Source organism: Sphingobacterium sp. PCS056, assembly GCF_023273895.1.
In the GTDB taxonomy this organism is placed as follows: domain Bacteria; phylum Bacteroidota; class Bacteroidia; order Sphingobacteriales; family Sphingobacteriaceae; genus Sphingobacterium.
Genome location: NZ_CP096883.1, coordinates 2,262,711 through 2,288,847, shown reverse-complemented (window position 1 = coordinate 2,288,847; position 26,137 = coordinate 2,262,711). Strand labels below are relative to the sequence as shown.

The following is a 26,137-nucleotide window of genomic DNA, read 5'->3' as shown; positions in this document are numbered from 1 at the left end:
AACGTATAACCAAATATGAAAACTAATAGGAGATCATTTATTACCAAAAGTATTGTTGGCGCCACCTTATTAACGAACGCTAATTTGTTTTCTGCTCAGGCTGAAAGTATGACCAGTTTAAAGAAATCAAAAAAGATTACTATAAATCAGAACGATATTATCCTATTTCAGGGAGACTCGATCACCGATAATGGTCGAGATCGAAACAATAAAAATGTGAATGATAATGGTGCCCTAGGATCAGGTTATGTCAATCTTGCTGCTGCAAGTCTGCTTGAAAAATATGCGGACAAAAATCTAAAAATATACAATCGCGGTATCAGTGGCAACCGAGTACCTGACTTGCAAAATAGATGGCAGCAAGATACCATCGATCTTCAACCTACTATTTTAAGTATCTTGATTGGGGTGAATGATTTTTGGAGAACAAAAGATAGTGGAGCAACAAATACACCTGAATTGTTTAAAAAACAATATCAAGATTTATTGCAACAAACACTATCCAAATTACCTCAAGTGAAATTGATCATTGGAGAACCATTTGGAGTAAAAGATGTAAAACATGTTACTGACGATTGGTATCCAGACTTCTTAGCTTATCAAAATGCTTGTGTTGAGATTTCCAAAGAATTTGATGCGGCACTAATTTCGTACCAATCGATTTTTGATCAAGCACAGCGTAAAGCTTCTGGATCTTATTGGACAACAGACGGTGTCCATACTTCATTGGCAGGCGCTAGTCTAATGGCCAAGGGTTGGCTTGATGTTATAAAATAAATAAAGCGCTCTATAGAGCGCTTTATTTATTTTATATAACTCTAAGCTGATTTACAAAACTTCTTTATATGGAGTCTTTTGCAGATTGGGCAAGAAATAGGCAACTACACCTATCAAAGGCAAATAAGAACAGATATGATAAATAAACTCAATCGATGTGTGATCGGCCTGCCATCCTAACAATGCAGAACCTAAACCTCCCATACCAAAAGCAAAACCATAGAACAATCCAGATACCATACCTAATTTCTTGGGCAACAACTCCTGTGCATACACAATAATGGCAGGAAAAGCAGAAGACAAAATTAAACCAATAATCACAACTAAAACCCCTGTCATGGTATAATCAACATAAGGCAGCAGTAAAGAAAATGGTGCTACTCCCAATACCGAAAACCATATGACGTATTTCCTTCCAAAACGATCGCCAAATAAACCACCTAATAAGGTGCCAGCTGCGACAGCAATTAAGAAGTAAAATAAATATACCTGTGCTTGAATCTCTGTTATACCGAACTTTTCCATGGTATAAAACTGAAAGTAATTGGTAATACTAGCAATATAAAAATACTTAGAAATAATTAATAGCATCAATATAATAACAGTTGACACCACTCGGGCTTCCGAGAGATCAGGTATTTTGATAGCATTTAAAGCATTTTTGGCTCTATTTTTCAGCCTCCTACTATACCAGTTTCCAATGTAAAACGAAACAACCTGACCGATAAGCCCAATCGCACAAAACCAAGCAATAGAAGATTGTCCTTTTGGTAAAACCAAATAAGCAACAATAATAGGAGCTAATGCTGTTCCTGCATTTCCTCCTATCTGAAAAATCGACTGCGCCATACTTCGTTTACCTCCTGATGCCATATAGGCCACACGTGAGGATTCAGGATGAAAGATAGATGATCCTATTCCAACTAGAAATACAGCACATAAAATCAGTGCGTAGCTAGGTGCATAAGCAAACAGCGCCATACCCGCAATTGAAAAGGTCATACCGATAATCTGGGAATAAGGAATCGGATTTTTATCGGTAAAAGAACCAACGACAGGTTGGAAAATCGATGCTGCAATTTGATACACAAATGTGATCATACCAATTTGTGAAAAACTTAATTGATGTTCTTCTTTCAATAAGGGATAAACTGATGGAATGACTCCCTGAATCAAGTCATTTAATAAATGTGCAAAACTAACTGCGAGTAAAATAGAAAACTCAGGTCTGATCTTATTATTTTGTACTTCCATAACGTAAAAAAGAGGTCCCTCATATTAGAAACCTCTTTTGTTTTTTTAAATAACTCTTACTAATAATCCTTTTAAATATTCCCCTTCTGGGAATGATGCTCTCACCGGATGATCATCTGGTTGATGAAATTGTCTGATAAATTGTATTTCTTTGCCCGCATCCAATGCTGCCCATGCCAATACTTGTTTAAAAGTATCGATATCCATGGCTGAAGAACATGAAAAAGTGGCCAATAAGCCTCCTGATTCTAAAAGCAATAAACCTCTCCGATTAAGATCCTTATATGCACGTGATGCACGTTCCAGTGAAGATCTGGAAGGAGCATATTTTGGTGGATCTAAGACAATGACATCAAATTTTTGATGCTCTTCAGCAAAAACTTTCAATTGCTTATTCACATCCGACTGGATCGCCATATGGTTCTCTTCACTATAGCCATTTAACAGTATATTGCGTCTTAACGTTTCAATCGCTAAAGCAGAGCTGTCTACAGATGTAACACTTGCCGCACCTTCATGGAAAGCATTTAACGTAAAACCTCCTGAATAACAAAAGCAATCCAAGACCTTTTTACCTTTCACATATTGAGCTGTTAACGCCCTATTCTCTCGTTGGTCACAATAAAAACCTGATTTTTGGCCATCAATAATATTGACCTGATAACGGATACCATTTTCAATAATTTCTACAAATTCAGGAGGGAGTTCACCAAAAAGTAAACCATTTGTATCGGGCAATCCCTCATGTTCACGCGACTTCAGATCTGAACGCTCATATATTCCCTTAGGACTTAATAATGTATTAAGTTCATCTATAACCACATCCTTGATTTTTTCAATACCAGCTGCATGCACCTGTATTGAAATAAAATCAGCATACTTATCGACAATCAATCCCGGCACAAAATCTGCTTCAGCAAAGATCAACCTTGCCGTATCATTCTTTCCCTCAATTAATAAATGGCGGCGTGCGTCTACAGCTTTTTGAATACGCTTTCTCCACCATTGTTCGTTGATTTGCTGATCAGGGTGCCATTCTAATAAACGAACAGCTACACGAGATGAATCGTGAAAAAGTCCGAAAGCAATAAACTCATTTTCTGCATTAAAAACAGTAACAACATCCCCATTATCGGGTGTCCCATCTATCCGTTTTATTGCACCAGAAAACACCCAAGGATGAAGTTGCCAAGCTGCCTTATCTTTCCCCTTATTCAGAATAATTTTTTTCATCGCAACAAAAGTACAGGTTTTCAAGTTATTTGAAACATCTTGCTAATTAAATTTATCAGAAAATTAAATCCAAATTCATCACAAAGAGCATGAGAATTGAAAAGGCCCATCTCAATGGGCCTTTTCAATTATTTATGCGTAATTAAGTAATTCTTAAAAACAGCATAATCAGCAGAAAAAGCTTCTACAACTTTAGATTTGTTGTGTAACTGTTCTACCCCTACAGGCAATTTAATTTTACTGAATACCTGCTCAGAAATAGCATCCGGAAATTTACAAGGATGCGCTGTGGATAAAAACACCGATCCATAAGAACCTGGATGTTCGCCGCGGTAGGCTTGTGAACCTAACCAAGCAATAGCGGTATGTGGGCAAGCAACATAATGATAAGTATGATGTAACTGTTCCATAGCAGCCTTAGTTTCCTTATCCGTATAGGTATAAGTAGTGATCATGCTCTTTAAGTCATCGAGATTATTATCAAATAAATCTTGAATACGAACCCAATTACTAGGATCACCAACATCCATAGCATTGGCTAATGTTTGTACAGATGGCTTGGGTTCATATTTTCCAGATTTAATAAAACGGGGCACGGTATCGTTCGCATTGGTAGCAGCAACAAACTGCTCGACCGGAAGACCCATCTTGAAAGCCAATAACCCGGCACCGATATTACCAAAGTTACCACTTGGAACCGTAAAGACAACTCGATCTGAACCCTGTGCCTTCAACTGTGCATAAGCATAAAAATAGTAAAATGTCTGTGGGATCAAACGTGCGATATTAATGGAATTAGCGGAAGTTAATCTCAGATGTTCATTAAGCTCCGGATCGTTGAAAGCACGTTTAACCAATGCTTGACAATCATCAAACGTTCCATCAATTTCAATGGCTCTTATATTCTGTCCATTGGTGGTCAACTGTAATTCCTGAATTTCAGAAACCTTACCTTTTGGATATAAGATGGTGACACGTGTACCTGCTACCCCCAAGAAACCTAACGCAACGGCTCCACCCGTATCTCCAGATGTCGCGACCAGAACATCCAATAAAGCATCATCTGCACCCGAAAAATAAGCCATTACACGACTCATAAACCGAGCTCCAAAATCTTTAAAGGCGTACGAAGGACCGTGAAATAGTTCTAATACCGCAGTATCTGGGCTCAAAAACTTGACAGGTGCTTCAAAATTAATAGCATCCGCGATAATATCCCTCAACACATCTGCAGGAATATCATCTTCAATAAAAGCCTGCGCTACTGTAAATGCAATTTCCTGCAGCGAATATTGCTGTATATTTTTTATAAAATAAGGATCCAGTTGAGGAATGGCCTCAGGCATATAAAGTCCTTTATCGGCAGGCAATGAATTAAAAACTGCTTCTTTGAAAGAAACACGTAATGCTTTATTATTGGTACTGTAAAATTTCATAATAATCTTAATTTAATACTTTAGGGCCATCAACATTTACACCCGATACATAACCATAACTTTCAATTTCTGATTCGGAGAGATGCGCTTTAATCTGATCAACAATCTGCTTAGCAACCTCCTTATCTCGTGTAATAGCTACAACTGAAGGTCCAGAACCCGATATTCCAAAACTCAACGCACCATTTTCTAATGCAATTTGCTTGATCTCATAAAACTGGGGGATCAAGATCGCTCGTGTTGGCTCGATGAGTACATCCTGCATACTTCGCGATATGAGATCATAATCATTTTTAAACAATCCTGCTATTAGTCCTGCAATATTTCCCCATTGGATGACGGCATCTTTTAACAGCACCTTTTCTTTAATCAGTTGACGCGCATCGCGTGTGGGAACATCAACCTGCGGAAACACCACAGCAGCAACAAGTTCTTCTGGTACAGGTAAAGGAATTAGATCCAATGGGTCATGTCCTCTGATCAATGTAATGCCACCAAATAACGAAGGCGCTACATTATCCGCATGACCATGTCCACATGCCAGTCGTTCGCCTTCCACACAAAAAGGCAATAGTTCTTCTTTTGAAAGTGGATCACCCAACATTTTATTAATAGCAAATAGACCTGCAACGGTACTTGCCGCACTTGATCCCAAACCTGATCCTATAGGCATATGTTTATGCAGTTCTATTTCCACTCCCACCTCATCATGTAACTCCAGATGCTGCAGTAGAAACTGTACACATGCAGACACTGTATTTTTGTCTGCATCCAGAGGAAGACGACCGTCATCACCCGTAATTTTAGTGATGACAACACCTGCAGTACTTTTTCTCCGCATGATTACTTCATCTCCTGGTTCATCTAAAGCGAACCCCAAAATATCAAAACCACAAATCATATTCGCTACGGTTGCTGGAGCGAAAACATGAACGTGATCCAACATATTATCCAGATTTATCTTTTTCTTCGATAGAGAAGTTTTCATATTTAATTTTTATGACTGTTATCCAAAGCAATAACAGGTCTGTGAAACTTTTGATTAAGCGCCTACATTTACTAAATCTGCAAATACTCCTGCAGCTGTTACTTCAGCACCGGCACCAGGTCCTTTAACCACCAATGGTCTTTCTTTGTAACGCTCTGTGGTGAACGAGATAATATTATCACTTCCCGACAGGGCATAGAAAGGATGCTTGTCATCAACGATCTGTACAGAAATAGACACAACTCCATCTTCCAATTTCCCGATATAACGGATCACTTTATTTTCAAGACGAGCCTTTTCTTTTAAGGCCTCAAAATAACTGTTCTCATTTTTAAGTTCTTCATAGAAAGATTCTACTGAATCTGCTTTCAAACATGCCTCAGGCAATATGGCGCCTAAATTGACATCCTCCGCTTCGATGGTATAACCTGCGTCACGCGCTAAAATCAACATTTTACGCATAAAATCGACTCCACCTAAATCGTCACGAGGGTCTGGCTCCGTATAACCCAAATCTTGTGCTTGTTTTACCACATCATAAAAAGATACATCGTCTTTAAAATTATTAAAGATATAAGAGATCGTTCCAGAAAGAATAGCTTCGATTTTAACGATACGGTCACCACTTAACATCAGGTCTTTCAAAACACGCACGATAGGCAGACCAGCACCAACATTGGTTTCATAAAAGAAGTCCACACCATGCTTATGGGCAGTTTCACGTAGTGTTTTATATTGTTCGTACTTTCCAGAATTAGCAATTTTATTACACGTCACGATCGAAATATTAGATTGAAAAATTCCCTCGTAATAAGTAGAAGGCAATCGACTTGCTGTATTATCTATAAATACACAATTTGGAAGATTAAAGCCTTTCATACGTTCTACAAAAACGGCTAGGTCAGCATCTTCCCCTTGCTCCATTAGTTCCGTATCCCAATTTGCTAAATCAACACCATCTAGTTTAAACAACATTTTCTTGCTATTTGAAATACCGACAACCTTGATCTCAAGATCGTTTTTACTCAACAAGAAATCATATTGACTCTCCAATTGCTTAAATAAAGTAGAACCAATATTTCCTGTTCCCAAATTAAACACATAAAGCGTTTTTTTAAGTTCCGCAAAAAAGGCATCATGCACAGCATTCAGTGCTTTTGATAAATCACTCTTTGAAATAATAACAGATATATTATACTCCGAAGATCCCTGAGCTATAGCACGTACATTGATCCCATTTCTTCCCAAAGAGGAAAATAACCGACCAGACATTCCTGGAGTTTTTTTCATATTCTCACCTACTATGGCTAAAACAGATAAATTGTTTTCGATCTCTGGTTGGATGAGTTTATTAACTTGTATTTCCAATTCAAACTCATTCTCGATCAAACTCTTGGCGCGTAATGCATCCTCAGGATTGACTGCAAAAGTAATACTGTGCTCAGACGAAGACTGCGTAATCAAAACCACATTGATCTGCTCTCGCGCTAATAAAGTAAATAATCGACCACTAAATCCAGATTTACCAATCATACCCGAACCCGTAAGATTGATAACAGATATTTCTTCGATCGAAGAGATACCTTTTATTGGTAAAGTTGTTTTACCACTTTCAAATTGAATAAAAGTACCTGCAAAATCAGGTTCAAAAGTATTGCGGATAACAATTGGTATTTTCTTTAGAAAAGCAGGAATCATAGTGGGCGGATAGATGACCTTAGCACCAAAATAGGACAACTCCATAGCCTCTGTATAGGATAGAACGGGCAATGAAAATGCTTTTTTAACAATACGTGGATCCGCTGTCAGCATACCATTTACATCTGTCCATATTTCGATCGCTGTTGCATTTAAAATAGAACCAAAGATTGCAGCTGTATAATCTGACCCACCTCTACCTAAAGTTGTCATTCGTCCGTTCTCATTAGATGCTATAAACCCAGTTACAAACATGAGTTTATCGCTATTTGTTAGATACAAAGATTTAACAAGTTGCTCTGTCAACTGGTCATTGACATGTGCATGTCCAAAATGAGAATCGGTTTTAATATAATGCGATGCATCGACAAATAGTGATGCCGCTAAATCTTGTTCCGAAATCTTAGATACCATAAAAGTCGAACAACGTTCGCCATAACTGACGATCAAATCCTTACTTTGTTCGCTCAGCTCCCTTAGCGCATAGATCCCCTGCAATAACTCTTCAATTTCATTGAAAAATAATTTTAGTTTCGTGAATACTGGATTTTGATATTTAACTGTGATTAATTTCTTGATCACCTCAAAGTGCTTGGTTTCGATTAATGCTAAATCTTCATGAAATGATTTTCCTTCAGAAGCATCTACGGCCATTTTACATAATAAATTTGTGACTCCCGACATGGCCGATAAAACTACCAACGGTTGTTCCCCGGAATCATACGATTTCTTCACAATACGAAGTACTGCTTTGATGCTATCTGCAGAGCCTACCGACGTTCCTCCAAATTTTAAAATTTTCATAATGTATACTGTTTAGTTGTTTGTTTTAAAGCATAAAAAAAAACGCCTTCACTCAGAGAGGAAGGCGTTTGCGAAATATCTTGTCTACATTTCTATACAACGAAACTACCTCCTCCTAAGTTTTATCCCGGTGGTAATAATAATCGATGTAATAATTGTAGTCGTTTTCATTCTTTTTTATTTTACTTTCGTAAATATAAGGGATTATTTATCAAGTATCAAAATAAATTAATGTTTTTTTTGATATTTCTTAAGAAAAGCTCATCTTATATATAAATAACATATTATTAAGTACTACATGTAATTTTTATAATACACATATACCTGTCGTTGGATGCTTACAATTTATTCTGCCTCGATAAATTGCGTTTCAATAAAAAAAGTGTTAAAAACGTTAAAACTTCGTTAAATACTTGTCATATTTTTTGCAAAGTAAGATGAGTTGTATTATATTCGCAACAGTGATGTCCAAAATAGTTAACATCTAATAATAAAAGAATAAGTTAAAGTTGTACATAAAAGCGATTTAATGAAAACAAAGAAAATATTAGCTTCAATGCTATTTATAGGCTTATGTCTAGTGTCGCAGGCACAATCAACCAAAACCCAATCTAAACCGGAATCAGACCCGGACAATCTCGCTAAAGAATACTTCTCCCAAATCATGGGTGTTGCGGTTTCAGCAACTACAAACACAAAATTATATCAATTTGTTTATGAATGGTTAGGAACTCCTTACCGCTTAGGAGGTGACTCCAAAAGAGGTATCGATTGTTCAAAATTCTCTTTTGAATTGTACGATAAAGTTTTTAATACAACTTTAGGCTATAATAGTCGTAACCAATATTCTCAAATAAAACCAGTAAAGAAAGATGATTTAAAAGCTGGTGATTTGGTGTTCTTTAAGATCAGAAGTAAAAGTATTACGCACGTTGGGGTTTATATTGGTGATAATAAATTTGCCCATGCTTCTTCAAGCAAAGGTGTTATGATTAGCAACTTAGGAGAAGCATATTGGAGACGTTATTATTATGATGGTGGTAGATTACCTGATGATAACAAATCACTTACTGCTGAGATATTAAATGGTGAAAAAGCAGATAAATTCAATTAATTTGATTTTTTCACGCCACGATAACGAGTCCGAATGTATTGACATTCGGACTTTTTTTTGCAAAGATTTTAGTACTTTTACGCTTAAATAAATTTAATACCATTATGTCGTCAAAGAAAACGCTCATACTAGATAAAGAACAAATCAAACAAAAATCGATACGTATCGCTTATCAGATTTTAGAAGATAATTTTGAAGAAAATACGTTGGTGTTAGTAGGTATTGCGGATAGAGGTTATGTTTTTGCACAACGCTTGCAAAAAATATTAGAAGAAATATCAGATAAAAATATTGAGCTCTTAAAGGTGACGATGAGTAAAACAAGTCGTTCATTAAAAGCAGAGACCGATCAACCCATTGAAGGTGCTAAAAATAAAACCTTAATCTTAGTTGATGATGTATTGAATAGCGGAAGAACGCTTGCTTATGGATTAGGGGTATTCTTAAACGTTCCAATTAAGAAAATGCGTACTGCCGTACTTATTGACCGAAGTCACCCAAAATTCCCTATTGTAAGTGATTATTATGGATTAAAACTATCGACCATCTTGAAGGAACATGTAGAAGTTAATCTGCAAGGTTTTGAAGCAGAAGATGATGCAGCGTGGCTTGTATAAGAGCATAAAACGATATAAAAAATTAAAAGCCTTCCGTATGGAAGGCTTTTAATTTTTTATAGATTGACATCTTGATGCTAACCCTTATTGATTTTCAATTTCATTCCAGGCTTTAGTTTTGTGTGTGATAAATTATTATCCGCTTTCAATTTAGATAAAGACACCCCCTTATTATTCGCTATTTCAGAAAGTGTATCACCTTTCTTGACAGTATATACCAGAACAGTTGACTTTTTGGACGAGCTTGCAGTAGCCTTCTGAGCTAATCGGCTATTTATTCCATTGCTATTGACAACTAAAGAAGTTCCGGCCTTTACAGAAGATCCGCTCACGTTATTCCAAGCTTTTAAATTTTGAACACTAACATCATACTTTCTCGCAATTATAGCCAAGGTTTCTCCTCTACGCACTTGATGGCGACTAGGCTGGGCACTACCTTTACTATTCTTACGAATATCAGCGTCTACAGCCGCAATGGATTGAACAGGAGCTTCTACTGTTGTATTGAGCGCTAGATAAAGTTGATCTTTATTGATGCCGTCACCCAGTGCAGGAATAATTAAACGGCGATGAATTTCATCGGAGCCATTGACTACTCCTTTCTTATAAGCCGGATTAAGCAGTTTTAAGCTCTCTTCTGACACATTTATTGCCTTAGCAACCTCAGCTATCGAAATAAACTTATCAACTTCTAACACCTGCGTATTCAAAGCGATTTCACTTTCCTGAGCTTCGATGCCATGTTCCTGTGCATAGCCTAAGGTATAAGTCATCGCGATGTAAGCAGGAATATAATTTCTGGTTTCCTTAGGTAGATAAGGTGCGACTTCCCAAAATGTAGGTTGAATCTTTCCAGATCTTAAAATCGCACGTTTGACTCCACCCTTTCCACAATTGTAGGAAGCAATCGCTAACAGCCAATCACCAAATTCGGCATAAGCTTCTTTCATATATTTGGCAGCAGCATAACTGGATGCAATAGGATCCTTACGTTCATCAACATACGTATCCATCGTTAAGTTATAAATCTTAGCAGTACCATACATAAATTGCCACGGTCCTGTTGCTCCAACACGTGATACGTCATGAGGATTTAAAGCAGACTCAATAATCGACAGGTATTTTATTTCTTTAGGAACGCCCACTTCAGCCAAAATACGTTCGTAAAGCGGAAAATAATATTGCGCCAGTCCCAGCATTCGGGACATATGCCCAGAATAATTTTTGGAATTGTAAAGATCAATATACTTGCGAACATGTTGGTTGTAGTCTAAGGGGACTTCACGTTCTAAGGAATTTAGTTTTCGAACAACATTGACATCTTCAATATCAAAGACGATCGATTGGGCGTCTTTCTCTCCTATATTAACAAATTTAATGCTGTCAAGCTGTTGTAAGATCGATGCATTTTCGCGATCAATACTCGCAGACATAATTGCTTGCGTAGAATTTCTCATCTCATCTATAGACCTTTCTTGTGCACACAAACAATACGTCGTGATGGCTAAGCCTATGGTGAATAGAGTCCTCTTTTTTTCAATCATCTTTTTTAATTATGGTTGACAATTAGAACTAAATCGTCCTAAGAATAAAGTATAATTTTTTTCAAATACGCTTTTCTTTTACAAGATTAGAAATGGTAAAAAATGAAATAAGATTTTACGAAGAGGTAAAATCTTATTTCTAACACACAGCAGAATTATTTATTCTCTGTTGTTTTCTCTTTAGTATCATCTGTAGAATCCTCTTTCTGTCCGTCTTTGAATTCTTTTACACCTTTACCTAATCCACGCATCAATTCAGGAATTTTTTTACCGCCAAATAGTAGTAATAATATTACAACGATTATAATTAATTCCTGACCCCCAATACCCATTATTAATAACCCTGATGTCAACATAACTTATGATTTACTGTTTTTCAATATTCTCTTTGAGTATATACACTTATACCTTAAAAACAAATGTACATAATAATTTTTATTTCTATATTTTTTTAATTTGCTAACCAAGATTGTGGATTCATCGGAATTTGACCCTGCCAAACTTGAAAATCCAGTACCGGCGCATCCAGATCAGGATCGTTAGCAACAGTTCCAATAGACTGACCTGCAGACACTTTCTGTCCTTTCGAAACACTAAAACTTGCTAAGTTGCTATACACCGAGAAGAATTCACCATGTGAAATGATGATCACCTTAAGTCCATTCAACGTTAACGTACTTGTTACAGTTCCAGAAAATACCGACTTAACCGTAGCGCCACTTGCTGTTTGTAATTTCAAGGACTCATGGCTCACAGACACGTTTCTTCCTGTCCTATCTGTACCAAAACTTTGTAATATTTTAGCATTGGAAACTGGCCATGGCAATCGTCCGCGATTAGATCTAAAATCAGCCGATAGACGGGCTGCTTCTGGAGTAGCGCGTAACACCTCTGAATCCGACTTACGGGCAGTAGATTTAGATGACTCTTTTTCTTCTACTTTAGTGTCGTTTTTCTTAGCACTTCTTGCCGCAGCAGCTTCTGCAGCTCTACGAGCAGCTTCTTGTCTTCTACGCTCGGCTTCAATCTCTCTTTTAATGATTGCTTGAATGGCAGATCTTAACTTACGCTCCTCTTTTTGTTTCTGCGTAATATCGCGTTTTACACCTCTTTCAGTGGTAATCAAAGAATTTAATTCATTCGAGAAAATAGCACGTTGCTGAGCGATCGTTTTCTTCTCTTGTTCTTGTTCGTTCAATAACTGTTTATGTTTATTACGATCAGCCTGAAGCTGTGCGATCTTTTGTTCAATTTGTTTTTTAGTCCCTTCAATCTCACTCGCCTTTAACTTCCGTGAATCATTGAATTGTTGCAAATATTTTACACGTCGAAACCCTTGATTAAAATCTTTTGAAGCGAAAATAAACATCAATTTATTATAAGCATTACGGTTTCGAAACGCAAACATGATCATTTTCTCATAATCGTTGCGCATCTTTTCCAACTCAGCCTTCAATTTATCAACAGCAGCAGTATTGACATTAATCTGGCGATTAATCAAACTGAGTTCAGAACTAATGGTAGTAATTTTTTCTTGACGAAGATTAATCTGACTACTCAGCGCACTCACCTGCTTCTGCGTCAATATCTTTTCCGTCGTAGTCTCCTTAAGCGTCTTTTGAAGTTCCGCTATTTCACGATTTATTTTTTCACGTTTCTTTTCAAGCTCCGCCCGGGTTTGTGAAAAACCGATTCCAAGCATCAAAAAAAACGCAAGTAGACTTAGTATTATCTTTTTTAAATTCATCTATAGTAATCTTTTACTAGCAGTTGAGTCCGAATTAACATCTTTTCATTAAAAACAGTCCCAGATGCGAAAGTAATAAATCTTAAGGATTATCGTGCTAACATTAATGAATTACTTTGTATTTGTTGGAGATTGTAAAAGGCATTTCCAGTGCCTCATTGAACGATACTCTGCTATAATTAAAGTTAGCGCTTATAGCGGTATCACCTCCCGAAATCAGTAATTCAAGTGCCATCGGAAACAACATCCCTCCGTTATTTGAATAGCCTGCATAATTTGCTTCCAATTTTTGTCCCTTAGCAACTTGTTCTAAGCTAAACGAGTCCAATTTATTTTGTTGGTTCACTAAATACCTATAAGTAAGTTCATTCTTTTGACCCTTCAATTGCATCGGTATACTTTTTTGATCCACTTCAAAATTATTGGCATTTAACAGATTTGTAGAAAAATTCGCCAAAAGCAGATCTTGTACATTTGCAAAAGTCAAATCCTCACTTGCATATTGGTACAAGTAACTAAATGGTTTTCCAGTATATTCACCTTGAAATTTATTTAAGATCTGAACACTATCCGGTGTAATCAAAACTCGCCCAACCTCAATACCTAACAATGCAGTAATGGAAATCCATATTTTCTTATCTTTCTCTATTCTGATATTCACCGTTGCATCTTGAGAAGATTTTCCAATACTTATTTTACTCTTAGCTTTGCCCGAGAACGTCGTAAACTCCAAGTTAGATAATAAAAATTTTTGCGCAATTTCGGTCTTAGAATCTTCCTTATCTATCGTCAGAATCTCTACAGGATCACTCTTCACTTTCGCAACTTTCTTCTTCGTACTACAAGACGCAAATATTAAAAGCACGGCCATTATAGCAATAGATCTACTCCACATAAGCTTTCGCATTTATTTTTTCTTTTAACTTATCCAAGTCTATTTCTGATTGACCACCTCTACTTAACGCTAGTTTCCATTGCTTCATTGCTTCTGCAGGTTTTTTATTTTTAATTAGAATATCACCATAGTGCTCTAATAAAACTGCAGAAATCGTATTTGAATTTTTAATAGCTTTTTCGATCCAGACCAAAGCATCAGCATACTTACCCTGTTTAAATAGCACCCAAGCATACGTATCCTCTAAGGTTGCATCATTTGGTCTCAACTTATTTGCAGTTTCAGCAAAATGGGCCGCATCTTCTAAATCCTGATTTCTTAACGACAAATAATAGGCTAAATTGTTCATAGCACTTACATTTGTACTATCTAGATGAATCGCTTCTCTATAGGCCACATCCGACGCTGATTCCATTTTAAGTGAATGGTAGATATCACCCAGTCCGCTATATATATTGGATTGAAAAATAGCATTTTCATTTTGCCCATTATTCAGTGCAGCTTCCATCAAATTACGAGCAAGCTCATAATTACCCTTTAATGTATAGGCAATCGAACTGAAATACAAGATAACAGGATTGTTTGGGATATTGTGTAAAGCCTCTCCCCCATGCGCTATCGCTTGATCATACTGCTCCATGGCCAGATCGACATTGATCAACATCCGCCAAGCGTCAATTTGATAGGGATTGATCCCTACGGCAATCGAAAATGATGATTGTGCACCAACAAGGTCATTACGCATCCAGTTTACTTGCCCTTTTGCGACATGGCTTTCTGCTACACGCGGATGCATATCTACTAAAATATTCGCCAGCTCTTGCGCCTGATCGAGTGTGAAGCTGCTATTCGGAGCCAAGAGGGATAAAATAATTCTATTTTTTTCCGAAAAATCAATAGTTTTAGACGAAAAAGCCTGTTTTAAGTACTCAAATGAGAGTTTTCCTTTACCCGATAAACGATATTCATCAGCTAAATCCAAAAAAAGATAATCATCCTTAGTATTTAAAACACCCGCATTCAAAACAGCAAGTGATTTTTTAGGCTCTTTATTTTCACGATACGCTTGCGCCAATTGACTATATACTTGTGCTAAAGGAGATTTTTTATTAGCCCAAGGTTCCAAAACATTGATTACAGCAGGAAAATCGTTTTTATCCAATAACAAAGTAGCCCCAATGACATCCAATGTATCAGTAGCACCGGCCGATTCACGGACATTTTTATAACGTGCAAAAGCTTCTTCCTTTTGTTCATTATTGAACAATAACATGATTTTTTCCCTATTTAATGCAGCGATATTGACATGATCCTTATTCATTAACATATCCAATGACCGGATTGCACTTGCTAGGTCGCCTTTACCCTTATTGACATCAATACTAAAACTTAAATATTCGTTTTTAGGATCTATTTCGAGCGCTTTATTTACTTCCTCCAGAGCACGATCAGCATTTCTCATCTGTCCAAATAATACTGCCTTCGTAAAATAAACGTCATCTGCTTTGGGATAACGCGTTGTAATCGCATCTAACGAATCCATCGCCTGTTTATAATCACCCTTTCTTAAAAAAGCTTCTATATTTTTTAATTGTTGCGAATAAGGTTTTTCTGGGGTACTATTTTGTGCTAATGCTGTTTCTCCAGCTGCAGATAACATTGTTACTAATAGCGCATACTTCAAATATTTTTTAAACATAAATAATCCTTCTCGTTCACCAATTACTGTGTTAATTATGTTGCAATATACTAATAAACGACAATTGTAAATAACGGTATTGCAATTCAATGGGTTATTTTTGACGATCTCCTTATTTTAAACTAGAGTAAAACATACTTATGGATAATGAAAGTCCCTAAAATAAAGTAAAATAGATTTTCGTAATCAAAAAATTAAAAGTACCTTTGCAGACCCTTGAGATACAGGGAAAAGAAGTGAATAAAATATTATTAATTATTTAATTAAAAGCAAGTGAATACGTTAAGTTACAAAACTGTCTCTGCCAACAAGAACACCATCAACAAAGAATGGATCGTTGTTGATGCTGAAGGCGAGATTTTGGGGCGCTTGGCAAGCGAAATTGCGAAAGTAATTCGCGGAAAGCACAAGCCATCGTTTACCCCTCACGTAGATTGCGGAGATAATGTTATCGTTATCAATGCAGAAAAAATTAGATTGACAGGTAATAAATTGGGCGACAAAACTTACGTTCGCTACACGGGATACCCGGGTGGTCAACGTTTCATCACTCCAAAAGAATTATTGGCAAAACACCCTGAGCGCATCATTGAGAAAGCTGTTCGTGGTATGCTTCCTAAAAACCGTTTAGGTCGTCAATTGTTTAAAAATCTTTATGTTTATGCTGGAACTGAGCACAAACAAGAGGCTCAAAATCCAAAACCAGTTAAATTTTAAGGAGAATCGACATGTCAACAACTAATACTTCAGGAAGAAGAAAAACTGCTGTTGCCCGCATTTACTTAACTGCTGGTAGCGGAGTCCTTACTATTAATGGTAAAGACTACAAAGAATATTTCCCAACATTGCCATTGCAATACATTGTTACTCAATCATTAGAAGTAGCAGGTCAAGCTGGGAATTTTGATGCGAAAGTGAACGTTAATGGAGGTGGTGTAAAAGGACAAGCTGAGGCTGTTCGTTTGGCTATTGCGAAAGCATTAGTTGAATTAGACCCAGAAGTTAAACCAGCTTTACGTGCTAAAGGTTTAGTAACACGTGATGACCGTATGGTTGAGCGTAAAAAACCAGGACGCAAGAAAGCTCGTAAGAGATTCCAATTCAGTAAACGTTAATCAAAGGAGGATCAAAAAATGGCAAGAACAACTTATCAAGACTTATTGGATGCAGGTGTGCACTTTGGTCACCTTACTCGTAAATGGGATCCGAAAATGGCTAAGTACATTTTCATGGAACGCAACGGGATCCACATTATTGACTTGAACAAAACGCTTACGAAATTGGAAGAAGCTGCATCAGCTATCAAACAAATCGTAAAATCAGGTCGTAAGGTTTTATTCGTAGCAACGAAAAAACAAGCAAAAGAAATTATCGCTCAACAAGCGAAGGCAGTTAACATGCCTTTCGTTACGGAAAGATGGTTAGGTGGTATGCTTACAAACTTCACAACAGTGCGTAAGTCTATCAAAAAAATGTCTACTATTGACAAAATGCAAAAAGATGGTACATATGATGTATTATCTAAAAAGAGAAGTTGATGATTCAACGTGAGCGTATCAAATTAGAATCTCTATTAGGAGGTATTGCTGATTTGAACCGTTTACCGGCTGCTTTATTCATCATCGATGTGAAAAAAGAACACATCGCTGTAACTGAAGCAATCAAGTTAAACATCCCTACTTTTGCAATGGTAGATACAAACTCTGACCCTTCAAACATTGATTTCCCAATCCCTGCAAATGATGACGCTAGTAAATCGATTAGCTTAATCGCTGGAATCATTGGTCAAGCAATCCAAGAAGGTTTGGACGAACGTAAACGTGATAAAGAAGACGAAGCAGAAAAAGAAGCAGCTGCAGCTAAAGCTAAAGTTGATACTACTGAAGCTTCAGAAGCTAAACGTCCTCGTAAAGCGAAAGACGGAGAATAATATTTTTTATTCCAAACCGGATAGCGTAGCGTTGGTTTCTGGAAAAGAATTCTTTTCTTGGACTAACCTATCTGTCCGGTTTTTTGGTTTACCATTGCTCTAAAAAGAAATGGTAAACTTTATATTAACTTAACAAGAGTTAGGTTAATATTGTCAAGAAAATAATAAGTCAAAAATTTAAAAAAGAAATATATCATGTCAGTACAAATTTCTGCATCAGATGTAAACAAGTTGCGTCAACAAACAGGCGCAGGTATGATGGATTGTAAAAAAGCGTTAGTAGAAGCAAACGGTGATTTTGAAGCTGCTGTTGATTACTTACGTAAAAAAGGAGCTAAAGTTGCTGCTAGCCGTCAAGACCGTGATTCTAACGAAGGTGTTATCATTGCTAAAGCTGCTACTGATGGTAAATCAGGTATCGTAGTTGAAGTAAACTGTGAGACAGATTTCGTAGCTAAAAATGCTGATTTCGTAGCTTTCGCTGAGTCAGTTGCTGAAGTTGCTTTGGCTAACAAACCTGCTTCTTTAGAAGACTTAAAAGCGTTAGAAATCGGTGGTACTAAAATCGCTGATTTATTAATCGATCAAACAGGTAAAATCGGTGAGAAAATTGACGTTTCTAAATACGAAACTATTTCTGCTGAGAAAGTTGTTGCTTATATCCACGCAAACTACCGTTTAGGTGTTTTAGTAGGTTTATCAGCTGCTGCTGATGGTGTTGAAGAAGCGGGTAAAGATGTAGCTATGCAAATCGCTGCAATGAACCCTATCGCTATCGATAAAGATGGTGTAGATTCACATACTATTGAGCGTGAAATGGCTATTGCTAAAGAACAAATCATCGCTGAAGGAAAACCTGCTGAAATGGCAGAAAAAATCGCTGCTGGTAAATTGAATAAATTCTACAAAGAAACAACTTTGTTGAACCAAGAATTCGTTAAAGATAACTCTAAATCTATCGCACAATTCTTAGATTCAGTTTCTAAAGGTTTAACAGTTACAGCGTTCAAACGTGTTCAATTAGGAGCATAATTAACGTTATTCAATAAAGAAGACCTATTTCCAAAAGAGATAGGTCTTCTTATTTTAATTCAAAACTATATCATTAAAATTCATTTGCAGAAAACCAGTTTTTCAACATCTGCATCTCCTTTTCCTTATTTTCCATCATCACCCGTTCCATTTCTTTCCTATCTTCCTCTCTTAAATTTTTTAAAAACGGATGCTGAACAAAAACATTCAAATCATCTGCTTTTATAGAATCAACCGTTTTAAAATACTTAATCATTATCGGGGTAGCCTCAAAATAGAAATACTCACTCACAGGAATAAAATTTCTTAACATTTTATAGTAAATTTTATTACAGCCCAGATCTTTCAGTAAAGGATATAAAATCTTATCTTTTGATGAATTTATAATTCTAATTTTATAAACATCATCATAAACCCGCTCCCCATACCGGATATATAATCCAAGTAAAAATGAATATTTCCTACTTTCATCTTTATCAAAATTTTCGCCAATCAAATGACCATCATCGGTATAAAACGTATTAAAATGTTGAGCCAATTGTGGATTATTCAATTCGCTTTGAATATCATTATATATTTTTTTTTCAATTTTCAGCTGATAATTATCTTCTAAAAATGCAGCTAAATACGTGAACAATGCTTTTTCTGAAGAACCATATTCATCAATATTAATTTCCTTATTACGACCATTAAACCGATCCAAATAATCACTAAAAGTGCCCAACATAAAATAATCAGGTATCACATTTAATTTATAATTAGTAGAATCTTGCCATTTATGTAAATTAGATCTCATTCCAGGTATCGTATTTTTTGCACCAGATCCCAACAACTGCCGTACATGCTGTCCAAAACTAGGTAGCCCAATAAGCAGGATAGCCATGATAAAGATATACTTCTTCATAATTTTAAAATTTAGGTCAAACAAATATACTTTTTATTTTATATCAATCCATTACAATCTACCTCTTCAATCTACATGATTAACAGTTGCTTATTTCAATTTATTTACCTTTCAAAAACTCATTAAAATGAAGTAAGCTATGTTAAATAGAATAAACAGAATTAATCAAAATCAACTTTAGAAATTAAAGAGATCAAATTATTACATTTAAAATAAATAGTACCAAAAGCACATATTTTTTGTAAATTGGTTGATAACATTGATTATACATCACTAAATGATATCCAAAATGAGTACGACACAAGGCATGCTTCGTGATGATGCATTAAAAGGAAAAAACATTTTAATTACCGGCGGTGGTACTGGGCTTGGTAAAGCCATGACCAGATATTTTTTACAATTAGGTGCCCAATGCCTGATCACGAGCCGCAAAGATGATGTCATACAGCAAACCGCAACAGAACTAAGTCAAGAAACAAAAGGTAGGTGCATCGCTATAGCATGCGATGTCCGTGATTATGAATCTGTAGAGAAAGTCATAGCTTTTGGTATTCAAGAACTAGGTTCCATTGATGTTCTGGTCAATAATGCTGCTGGAAATTTCATATCCCCTACAGAAAGACTAAGCCACCGTGCATTTGAATCTGTCTTAGGAATTGTCCTACAAGGTACCATTAACTGCACCTTAGCTCTTGGAAAAATCTGGATTGCCAATAAAGATCAAGATAAAACGATTTTGAATATTGTGACTACCTATGCAAGTACAGGTTCAGGATATGTAGTTCCTTCAGCTTGCGCCAAATCAGGCGTATTGGCGATGACAAGATCATTAGCCGTAGAATGGGGACGTAAAGGGATTCGATTGAATGCCATTGCACCAGGCCCCTTTCATACCACTGGAGCTTTTGACCGTCTTTTTCCAAGCAACCTAAGTGAAACCCTCAACCCTATCAATAGAATTCCATTAGGTCGCACGGGCGACTTACAAGAACTGGCCAATTTAGCGGCATATCTCGTATCTGATTATTCAGCTTATGTCAATGGTGATGTCATCACGATAGATGGTGGAGAATGGCTAAAAGGTGCCGGAGAATTCAATGGACTCGATGCGGTGACTGATGAACAGTGGGATACGGTAGAAAAATTGACCCGAGGAGCAAAAAGCACTTAAACTAGCGCGAATAAATACGATTGTTTTTTATACAAAGGCTAGACAATTGTTGTTTTATTTAGATATTTGACAATAATAACACAGGAATGAAAAAAATAGCCTTTATAACACTCCTATTTTTTAGCGGATCGTCTTTATCTGCCCAGCAAATAGCAGAAAATACCGTAGACTCTCTCGTTCAAAAAGCATTGTCCGCTTTTAATGTACCCGGAATTGCAGTAGGTATTGTCAAAGACAATCAAGTCATCTTGGCCAAAGGATACGGTATTGCAGATTTAAACAGAAAAAACAAGGTTTATGCAAGTACAAATTTCGGTATTGCATCTAATTCCAAAGCTTTTACAACATCTGCACTAGCGATCTTGGTTGATGAAGGGAAAATTAATTGGGATGATCGAGTTCAAAAATATATCCCCGAATTCAAATTATATAATGACTACGTCAGTCAGAATTTTACGATTCGAGATTTGCTGACCCATAGAAGTGGTTTAGGCTTGGGAGCAGGAGATTTAATGATCTGGCCAGACGGACATGACTTTAGCCCAAAAGACATCGTCCATAATATCCGGTTTTTAAAACCAACTTCCGACTTTCGTACAAAATATGATTATGACAATCTTTTATACATCATCGCTGGAGAAGTATTAGAAAAAGTATCTGGACAACAGTGGCAAGAATTTATTCAACAAAGAATTTTTAAACCACTAGAGATGAATCATTCAGCTCCAAACTGGAACTTATTAATGGATCGAGACGATGTCATTTCCCCTCACGTACCGATAGATGGAAAAAATCAAGTTAGCACACGATATACCAATACAATCTTAGATGCGGCTGGTGGAATATACTCAAATGTTGAAGACCTCAACAAATGGATGATCTTTCATCTAAATAATGGGGAGCATCAAGGAAAACAATTGATATCTAAAAAACAACTGAAAGAATTGACGAGTCCCCAGACCATTATGCCGGTGCGGACCACTGCACCATACCACTCCTTATTTAAGAATTACGGACTAGGCTTTGTCCTTACAGATGTAGCAGGAAAATTGGAAGTTTCGCATACCGGAGGTTTAGAAGGAATTGTCACTCAAATCGTTATGATTCCACAATTAAAGCTAGGCATTGTCGTATTGACCAATCAACAAGAAGGTGCTGCATTCACTGCCATATGCAACAGTATAAAAGATTTCTACCTAGGTATTCCAGATCAACATTGGATCACGACCTATCAAGATCTGATCGCAAAAAATAATGCCGATGCCGATCTCATAACGCAAAAAACATGGCAGATCGTAGATGAGCATAAAAATATAAAAAATCAGCACCATCAAACCATAGAAGGCACATATAATGATAATTGGCTTGGGGAAGTAGCCCTTCATATGAATAAAAATGGACAGTTAGAATTTATTTCTAAACGTTCGCCACAGCTCACTGGGGAACTATTCTATTATCAAGACAACACCTATGCTGTCAAATGGTATAATCGCTTTATGTATGCTGATGCATTTGTATATATGGACATTCAAGACAATCAGGTCGCTGGATTTACAATGAAACCGATTTCTCCGCAGACAGATTTCAGTTTTGACTTTCAAGATCTCAATTTTAAAAAACAGACAAACAATGGAACAAAAAAATAACCCACTTCATGGACAACGATTGGACACCATATTAGAATACCTGGTTGCCTACTTTGGAGGTTGGGAAGGCTTAGGTGAGCGCATCAACGTCAAATGCTTCAATGAAAATCCAAGTATAAAATCTTCACTCGTTTTTTTAAGAAAAACACCTTGGGCAAGAAAAAAGGTAGAAGAATTGTATCTCAAGATATATCAGTACGAAAGTAAATAGTTGCGATAATGGGATCCACCTTCTTATAAAAAATGTACTAGCAGTAGTATAGAAAAGATAATTTATCCGCTTCATCTCCTAATGGGCAGATACGTTTAGATTATATTTTTTTATTTTTATAACCTATTGATTTAAAATTTAATATCAAAAAAACCACAACACGACAGATGATAAAAACTAACTTAAAAATGAGTTGTTATATCTGTTGTAAACTTAGAACATATGCATCATAAAAAGATAGGTTGGATCGGACTCGGAAACATGGGGTTTCCGATGGCAAAAAATCTCGAAAATGCTGGATTTCCGCTTTCTGTTTTCAATAGAACACCCAGCAAATCAGAACCTTTTACAGATCGATCAGAAGTCTATATCAGTGCCCTTGAATTGGTCAAGAACTGTGATATCATTTTTACAATGGTTTCCAACGATGCTGCCATTATAGATCTATACGCAGATATTTTTCAACTTGAAGACATTGAAGGAAAATTATTCGTTGATATGAGTACTATTTCCAAAGAACTTACGCTCCGCACAGCGCGCCAGCTAAAAGAAAAGCAAGCACGCTTCATCGATGCACCTGTAGCTGGCAGTACAGTACCGGCCAAGGAAGGGACATTGATTATTATGGCAGGTGGTGATGAAAAAGATCTTCAGGAGGTACTGCCCTATTTTCAAAAGCTGGGTAAAGCAGTAAAACATCTCGGTCCTACCGGACAAGGTATCTCAGCCAAATTAGCTATCAATTATTTTCTATCCATTACTTACCAAGGACTTGCCGAAACCGTACTATTTGGTGAGCAAAGTGGTATAAAGAGAGAAGACATGCTAGAAATTATCAATGAAAGCGCAAGCGGTAGTGGTGCCACGAAGGTAAAAACGCCACTTCTCCTACAACAAGATTACTCAGCTGCGTTTGCTTTAGATCTCATGTTAAAAGATATCAATCTAGCTAAAAATGAAGGAGCGAATAGTCCGCTGAGCAAGGTATTAATCGAGACTTATCAACAGGCCCACGATGCAGGTTTTGGAAAGCAAGATGTTATCGGCATAATCAATTATCTAAAACAGATTCAGTAATACCCGTGATGAAAAATCAAATATGTGTGACAGCTCAAATGTTAATTAGAAAACCTGTTGAACAGGTTTTCCAGGCATTTATAGATCCTGCTATTACGGTCCATTTTTGGTTTACCAAAAGCTCCGGAAAACTGGAAACTGGCAAAACAATTATTTGGGAATGGGAAATGTATGCTGTAAAAAGTACAGTTAAAGTACAAGATATTATTACCAATGAAAAAATTACAGTACGATGGGGACCGCCCGAAACTTTAGTGGAATTCAATTTCAAATCACTATCTACAGATCGGACATATGTCACGATCTATGAGAAAGATTTTCAACAATCGGGAGATGAACTACTACAAGTTTTAATGGATTCTACCGGCGGATTCACAACAGTACTCGATGGGTGTAAAGCATACCTAGAACACGGAATCGATTTAGACCTAATCGCTGACAAATTTCCAAAACAAGTGATGATGTAAACTCTTAAATCTACTTATATGAAAATTTTAAAAAAAATAGTATTTGTATTACTTTCCATCGTAGTACTACTTTTGATCATCGCACTATTTGTTAAAAAAGACTATGCAGTCAAAAGAGAAATCACCATTAACAAACCCAATCAAGAGGTATTCGACTATATTAAATACCTCAGAAATCAAAACAACTTCAGCAAATGGGCAATGATGGATCCGCTGATGAAAAAAACATATCAGGGTACTGATGGAACTGTCGGATTTATTTCTGCATGGGACAGTAAAGCGGATAGTGTAGGAAAAGGCGAGCAGGAAATTGTCAAAATTGAACAAGGAAAACGTATTGATTTCGAAATTAGATTTATCAAACCGTTTGAATCAAAAGATAAGGCCTATATGATCACCGACTCCTTATCGTCCAATATGACAAAAGTAATTTGGGGATTTGATGGACATATGAATTACCCCATGAATCTCATGCTGCTATTTATGGACTTTGACAAAATGTTAGGTCAAGATCTAGAAGTAGGCCTTCAAAGGTTAAAAACAAAATTAGAAACCGAATAAATTAAAACCACATGACCACAATAACACTACATTCGACAGTTTGGATTAGAAGTGCAGAACAAGTAAACCTAGCTAAAGAATGGCACACTAAAGCAAATGAATTCTGCTTCATCGCAAAATAGCTATGTGTCCCCATTGGACATCAACTCCTTATTATGGTGATGGATGCATAAAGTGACATCGATTAAATCGATCATCTTACCTAAAATAAAGGATGGATTGATCCTATATTCTTGATTTAAATTCTTTACTTTTGAATATGATTAGCGCATATTACGAAGGGGAGAAAATAGTTTCCATTGATTTTAAAAAAAATGTATTTCAACAGGCAGAATACGATAATTGTCGCTTCGAAAAATGTGATTTCTCCAATAACAAATTGAACAACAGCATATTCACAGATTGTACATTTGTAGATTGTAATTTTTCGTTAGCCGAACTTTCTGGAACTACATTCCAACAAGTATTTTTCAAAAACTGTAAATTATTAGGTCTACAATTTCAGCAATGCAATACTTTTGGTTTATCATTTACCTTTGACAACTGCAATATCGATCACGCTTCTTTTTATCAGCTTAAGATAAAAAAGACATCCTTTAAAAACTGTCAATTAAAAGAAGTAGATTTTTCAGAATCCGATCTAACCGGATCATCTTTTCAACACTGTGACTTAAATCAAGCCCTATTCGATCAAACCAATCTTGAACAGGTGGATTTTCGTGATGCATTAAATTTAACTCTTTCTCCGAATAGAAATAAATTAAAAAAAGCCAAATTTTCACTCCTCAGTCTACCAGGTCTGCTAACTGAATATGATATTAAAATTGAATCCTAATTTTTAAACTTTTCGGCTTCTAGTTTGTTTATTTTTTACAGAAAGGAGAATATAAAATGTCGATAGATAAAAATAAAACAACTGAAGACGAAGATATTAACAATTCAAACCCCGATCAATTAGCCTACGACGAGGAAAAAAAATCATTTTCCTTGGATGTAGATGATGATGATCCGGACTATGACCATCCCAGTGATTATGAAACTGTTGCAGAAGGAGCAGCTGATGATGATTCGACGTACGATAACTCAAATCCATATGTTGGTGATGAGTATGCTGATCTGGAAGATCTAGAAGAAGATGAACTTGATGAAGATGGCATGCGTATAGAAGGAGAAGTTAAAGTAAGTGAAATCGATAAATTACTGGCCGAGACACCAGAAGACTTACGAGACGATTTAGATGATGAGGGCTACCCGATCAACTATGACTAATTTAACTCCATAAAATCAGATCATATGTCAACAATTGCTAAAAAATAGACTAACAGTTATTTT

At 36.4% G+C, this 26,137-nt stretch carries 25 protein-coding genes and 1 pseudogene; 15 read left to right on the top strand and 11 right to left on the bottom strand.

Translation table 11 applies throughout. From position 1 onward, the window contains the following. The first annotated feature begins 15 nt into the window (after positions 1 to 15). Complete coding sequence (locus MUB18_RS09465; RefSeq protein WP_045753011.1) at positions 16 to 777, top strand: SGNH/GDSL hydrolase family protein; 762 nt, start codon at positions 16 to 18, stop codon at positions 775 to 777. Positions 778 to 828: 51 nt separating this feature from the next. Here MUB18_RS09465 and MUB18_RS09460 read toward each other — a convergent pair whose 3' ends face one another. The 5 genes from MUB18_RS09460 to thrA all read right to left on the bottom strand — a co-directional run bounded on the left by MUB18_RS09460 (position 829) and on the right by thrA (position 8,190). Then, the gene (locus MUB18_RS09460; protein WP_045753012.1) at positions 829 to 2,031 is read right to left on the bottom strand and encodes an MFS transporter; all 1,203 of its coding nucleotides are present in this window, start codon (positions 2,029 to 2,031) and stop codon (positions 829 to 831) included. 45 nt (positions 2,032 to 2,076) lie between these two features. Then, entirely contained in the window at positions 2,077 to 3,264 is a 1,188-nt protein-coding gene (locus MUB18_RS09455; protein WP_248755728.1) for a class I SAM-dependent rRNA methyltransferase, read from the bottom strand. A 128-nt stretch (positions 3,265 to 3,392) separates the two neighbouring features. Further along, complete coding sequence (thrC, locus tag MUB18_RS09450; RefSeq protein WP_248755727.1) at positions 3,393 to 4,700, bottom strand: threonine synthase; 1,308 nt, start codon at positions 4,698 to 4,700, stop codon at positions 3,393 to 3,395. 7 nt (positions 4,701 to 4,707) lie between these two features. Then, the gene (locus MUB18_RS09445; protein WP_248755726.1) at positions 4,708 to 5,688 is read right to left on the bottom strand and encodes a homoserine kinase; all 981 of its coding nucleotides are present in this window, start codon (positions 5,686 to 5,688) and stop codon (positions 4,708 to 4,710) included. A 54-nt stretch (positions 5,689 to 5,742) separates the two neighbouring features. Then, positions 5,743 to 8,190 carry a bifunctional aspartate kinase/homoserine dehydrogenase I gene (gene thrA, locus MUB18_RS09440; protein ID WP_045753016.1) on the bottom strand — a complete coding sequence of 816 codons (2,448 nt, stop codon included), beginning with the start codon at positions 8,188 to 8,190 and terminating at the stop codon, positions 5,743 to 5,745. A 529-nt stretch (positions 8,191 to 8,719) separates the two neighbouring features. Between thrA and MUB18_RS09435 the strand changes: the two genes are divergently transcribed. After that, positions 8,720 to 9,304 (top strand): C40 family peptidase, encoded by a 585-nt coding sequence (locus tag MUB18_RS09435; RefSeq protein ID WP_045753017.1) that lies wholly within the window; start codon positions 8,720 to 8,722, stop codon positions 9,302 to 9,304. A 104-nt stretch (positions 9,305 to 9,408) separates the two neighbouring features. After that, positions 9,409 to 9,921 (top strand): phosphoribosyltransferase family protein, encoded by a 513-nt coding sequence (locus MUB18_RS09430; RefSeq protein ID WP_045755329.1) that lies wholly within the window; start codon positions 9,409 to 9,411, stop codon positions 9,919 to 9,921. A 77-nt stretch (positions 9,922 to 9,998) separates the two neighbouring features. Here the strand turns inward: MUB18_RS09430 and MUB18_RS09425 are convergent, their stop codons facing one another. From MUB18_RS09425 to MUB18_RS09405, 5 genes are all read right to left on the bottom strand, one after another. Beyond that, a complete protein-coding gene (locus MUB18_RS09425; protein WP_248755725.1) occupies positions 9,999 to 11,465 on the bottom strand; it encodes a lytic transglycosylase domain-containing protein in 1,467 nt (488 codons plus the stop codon). 155 nt (positions 11,466 to 11,620) lie between these two features. Further along, on the bottom strand, positions 11,621 to 11,821 hold the full coding sequence (locus MUB18_RS09420; RefSeq protein ID WP_045753019.1) for a twin-arginine translocase TatA/TatE family subunit: 201 nt from the start codon (positions 11,819 to 11,821) through the stop codon (positions 11,621 to 11,623). Between the two features lie 95 nt (positions 11,822 to 11,916). Further along, positions 11,917 to 13,212: a murein hydrolase activator EnvC family protein gene (locus MUB18_RS09415; protein ID WP_045753020.1), complete on the bottom strand. Its 1,296-nt coding sequence runs from the start codon at positions 13,210 to 13,212 to the stop codon at positions 11,917 to 11,919. A gap of 103 nt (positions 13,213 to 13,315) precedes the next feature. Then, positions 13,316 to 14,119, bottom strand: coding sequence for a DUF4292 domain-containing protein (locus MUB18_RS09410; RefSeq protein ID WP_248755724.1), 804 nt, complete (start codon positions 14,117 to 14,119; stop codon positions 13,316 to 13,318). Further along, entirely contained in the window at positions 14,097 to 15,806 is a 1,710-nt protein-coding gene (locus tag MUB18_RS09405; RefSeq protein ID WP_248755723.1) for a tetratricopeptide repeat protein, read from the bottom strand. The genes MUB18_RS09410 and MUB18_RS09405 overlap by 23 nt, the downstream gene beginning before the upstream one ends. A 273-nt stretch (positions 15,807 to 16,079) precedes the next feature. On the opposite strand from MUB18_RS09405, the gene rplM reads away from it, so the two are divergent. From rplM to tsf, 4 genes and pseudogenes are all read left to right on the top strand, one after another. Further along, on the top strand, positions 16,080 to 16,523 hold the full coding sequence (gene rplM / locus MUB18_RS09400) for a 50S ribosomal protein L13 (protein ID WP_045753023.1): 444 nt from the start codon (positions 16,080 to 16,082) through the stop codon (positions 16,521 to 16,523). 11 nt (positions 16,524 to 16,534) lie between these two features. Then, positions 16,535 to 16,921 (top strand): 30S ribosomal protein S9, encoded by a 387-nt coding sequence (gene rpsI / locus MUB18_RS09395; protein ID WP_021188575.1) that lies wholly within the window; start codon positions 16,535 to 16,537, stop codon positions 16,919 to 16,921. 18 nt (positions 16,922 to 16,939) lie between these two features. Next, positions 16,940 to 17,736: pseudogene (gene rpsB, locus MUB18_RS09390) on the top strand (30S ribosomal protein S2). Positions 17,737 to 17,931: 195 nt separating this feature from the next. Continuing rightward, positions 17,932 to 18,768 carry a translation elongation factor Ts gene (gene tsf / locus MUB18_RS09385; RefSeq protein ID WP_045753025.1) on the top strand — a complete coding sequence of 279 codons (837 nt, stop codon included), beginning with the start codon at positions 17,932 to 17,934 and terminating at the stop codon, positions 18,766 to 18,768. Positions 18,769 to 18,841: 73 nt separating this feature from the next. Here tsf and MUB18_RS09380 read toward each other — a convergent pair whose 3' ends face one another. Beyond that, complete coding sequence (locus tag MUB18_RS09380; RefSeq protein WP_248755722.1) at positions 18,842 to 19,672, bottom strand: hypothetical protein; 831 nt, start codon at positions 19,670 to 19,672, stop codon at positions 18,842 to 18,844. Between the two features lie 289 nt (positions 19,673 to 19,961). Between MUB18_RS09380 and MUB18_RS09375 the strand changes: the two genes are divergently transcribed. The 8 genes from MUB18_RS09375 (at position 19,962) to MUB18_RS09340 (ending at position 26,074) form a co-directional block, all read left to right on the top strand. Continuing rightward, positions 19,962 to 20,843 (top strand): SDR family oxidoreductase, encoded by an 882-nt coding sequence (locus tag MUB18_RS09375; protein ID WP_045755962.1) that lies wholly within the window; start codon positions 19,962 to 19,964, stop codon positions 20,841 to 20,843. Positions 20,844 to 20,929: 86 nt separating this feature from the next. Beyond that, positions 20,930 to 22,489 (top strand): serine hydrolase domain-containing protein, encoded by a 1,560-nt coding sequence (locus MUB18_RS09370; RefSeq protein ID WP_248755721.1) that lies wholly within the window; start codon positions 20,930 to 20,932, stop codon positions 22,487 to 22,489. Continuing rightward, a complete protein-coding gene (locus MUB18_RS09365; RefSeq protein WP_248755720.1) occupies positions 22,473 to 22,700 on the top strand; it encodes a VF530 family DNA-binding protein in 228 nt (75 codons plus the stop codon). The genes MUB18_RS09370 and MUB18_RS09365 overlap by 17 nt, the downstream gene beginning before the upstream one ends. 222 nt (positions 22,701 to 22,922) lie before the next feature. Continuing rightward, the gene (locus tag MUB18_RS09360) at positions 22,923 to 23,777 is read left to right on the top strand and encodes an NAD(P)-dependent oxidoreductase (protein ID WP_248755719.1); all 855 of its coding nucleotides are present in this window, start codon (positions 22,923 to 22,925) and stop codon (positions 23,775 to 23,777) included. An 8-nt stretch (positions 23,778 to 23,785) separates the two neighbouring features. Next, a complete protein-coding gene (locus MUB18_RS09355) occupies positions 23,786 to 24,244 on the top strand; it encodes an SRPBCC family protein (RefSeq protein WP_248755718.1) in 459 nt (152 codons plus the stop codon). An 18-nt stretch (positions 24,245 to 24,262) separates the two neighbouring features. After that, a complete protein-coding gene (locus tag MUB18_RS09350) occupies positions 24,263 to 24,805 on the top strand; it encodes an SRPBCC family protein (protein WP_045752216.1) in 543 nt (180 codons plus the stop codon). Positions 24,806 to 25,064: 259 nt separating this feature from the next. Beyond that, positions 25,065 to 25,640: a pentapeptide repeat-containing protein gene (locus tag MUB18_RS09345; protein WP_248755717.1), complete on the top strand. Its 576-nt coding sequence runs from the start codon at positions 25,065 to 25,067 to the stop codon at positions 25,638 to 25,640. A 56-nt stretch (positions 25,641 to 25,696) separates the two neighbouring features. After that, entirely contained in the window at positions 25,697 to 26,074 is a 378-nt protein-coding gene (locus MUB18_RS09340; protein WP_045752214.1) for a hypothetical protein, read from the top strand. Positions 26,075 to 26,137 lie beyond the last annotated feature (63 nt).

Bases quoted from the DNA above. Each gene is read 5' to 3' on its own strand.
- MUB18_RS09365 (WP_248755720.1), top strand. From the start codon at position 22,473: ATGGAACAAAAAAATAACCCACTTCATGGACAACGATTGGACACCATA.
- MUB18_RS09430 (WP_045755329.1), top strand. From the start codon at position 9,409: ATGTCGTCAAAGAAAACGCTCATACTAGATAAAGAACAAATCAAACAA.
- MUB18_RS09435 (WP_045753017.1), top strand. From the start codon at position 8,720: ATGAAAACAAAGAAAATATTAGCTTCAATGCTATTTATAGGCTTATGT.
- MUB18_RS09465 (WP_045753011.1), top strand. From the start codon at position 16: ATGAAAACTAATAGGAGATCATTTATTACCAAAAGTATTGTTGGCGCC.
- MUB18_RS09380 (WP_248755722.1), bottom strand. From the start codon at position 19,672: ATGAAGAAGTATATCTTTATCATGGCTATCCTGCTTATTGGGCTACCT.
- thrC (WP_248755727.1), bottom strand. From the start codon at position 4,700: ATGAAATTTTACAGTACCAATAATAAAGCATTACGTGTTTCTTTCAAA.
- MUB18_RS09420 (WP_045753019.1), bottom strand. From the start codon at position 11,821: ATGTTGACATCAGGGTTATTAATAATGGGTATTGGGGGTCAGGAATTA.
- MUB18_RS09445 (WP_248755726.1), bottom strand. From the start codon at position 5,688: ATGAAAACTTCTCTATCGAAGAAAAAGATAAATCTGGATAATATGTTG.
- MUB18_RS09405 (WP_248755723.1), bottom strand. From the start codon at position 15,806: ATGTTTAAAAAATATTTGAAGTATGCGCTATTAGTAACAATGTTATCT.
- MUB18_RS09345 (WP_248755717.1), top strand. From the start codon at position 25,065: ATGATTAGCGCATATTACGAAGGGGAGAAAATAGTTTCCATTGATTTT.
- MUB18_RS09415 (WP_045753020.1), bottom strand. From the start codon at position 13,212: ATGAATTTAAAAAAGATAATACTAAGTCTACTTGCGTTTTTTTTGATG.
- MUB18_RS09410 (WP_248755724.1), bottom strand. From the start codon at position 14,119: ATGCGAAAGCTTATGTGGAGTAGATCTATTGCTATAATGGCCGTGCTT.
- thrA (WP_045753016.1), bottom strand. From the start codon at position 8,190: ATGAAAATTTTAAAATTTGGAGGAACGTCGGTAGGCTCTGCAGATAGC.
- MUB18_RS09460 (WP_045753012.1), bottom strand. From the start codon at position 2,031: ATGGAAGTACAAAATAATAAGATCAGACCTGAGTTTTCTATTTTACTC.
- MUB18_RS09360 (WP_248755719.1), top strand. From the start codon at position 22,923: ATGCATCATAAAAAGATAGGTTGGATCGGACTCGGAAACATGGGGTTT.
- MUB18_RS09455 (WP_248755728.1), bottom strand. From the start codon at position 3,264: ATGAAAAAAATTATTCTGAATAAGGGGAAAGATAAGGCAGCTTGGCAA.
- MUB18_RS09370 (WP_248755721.1), top strand. From the start codon at position 20,930: ATGAAAAAAATAGCCTTTATAACACTCCTATTTTTTAGCGGATCGTCT.
- tsf (WP_045753025.1), top strand. From the start codon at position 17,932: ATGTCAGTACAAATTTCTGCATCAGATGTAAACAAGTTGCGTCAACAA.
- MUB18_RS09355 (WP_248755718.1), top strand. From the start codon at position 23,786: ATGAAAAATCAAATATGTGTGACAGCTCAAATGTTAATTAGAAAACCT.
- MUB18_RS09425 (WP_248755725.1), bottom strand. From the start codon at position 11,465: ATGATTGAAAAAAAGAGGACTCTATTCACCATAGGCTTAGCCATCACG.
- rpsI (WP_021188575.1), top strand. From the start codon at position 16,535: ATGTCAACAACTAATACTTCAGGAAGAAGAAAAACTGCTGTTGCCCGC.
- MUB18_RS09340 (WP_045752214.1), top strand. From the start codon at position 25,697: ATGTCGATAGATAAAAATAAAACAACTGAAGACGAAGATATTAACAAT.
- MUB18_RS09375 (WP_045755962.1), top strand. From the start codon at position 19,962: ATGAGTACGACACAAGGCATGCTTCGTGATGATGCATTAAAAGGAAAA.
- MUB18_RS09350 (WP_045752216.1), top strand. From the start codon at position 24,263: ATGAAAATTTTAAAAAAAATAGTATTTGTATTACTTTCCATCGTAGTA.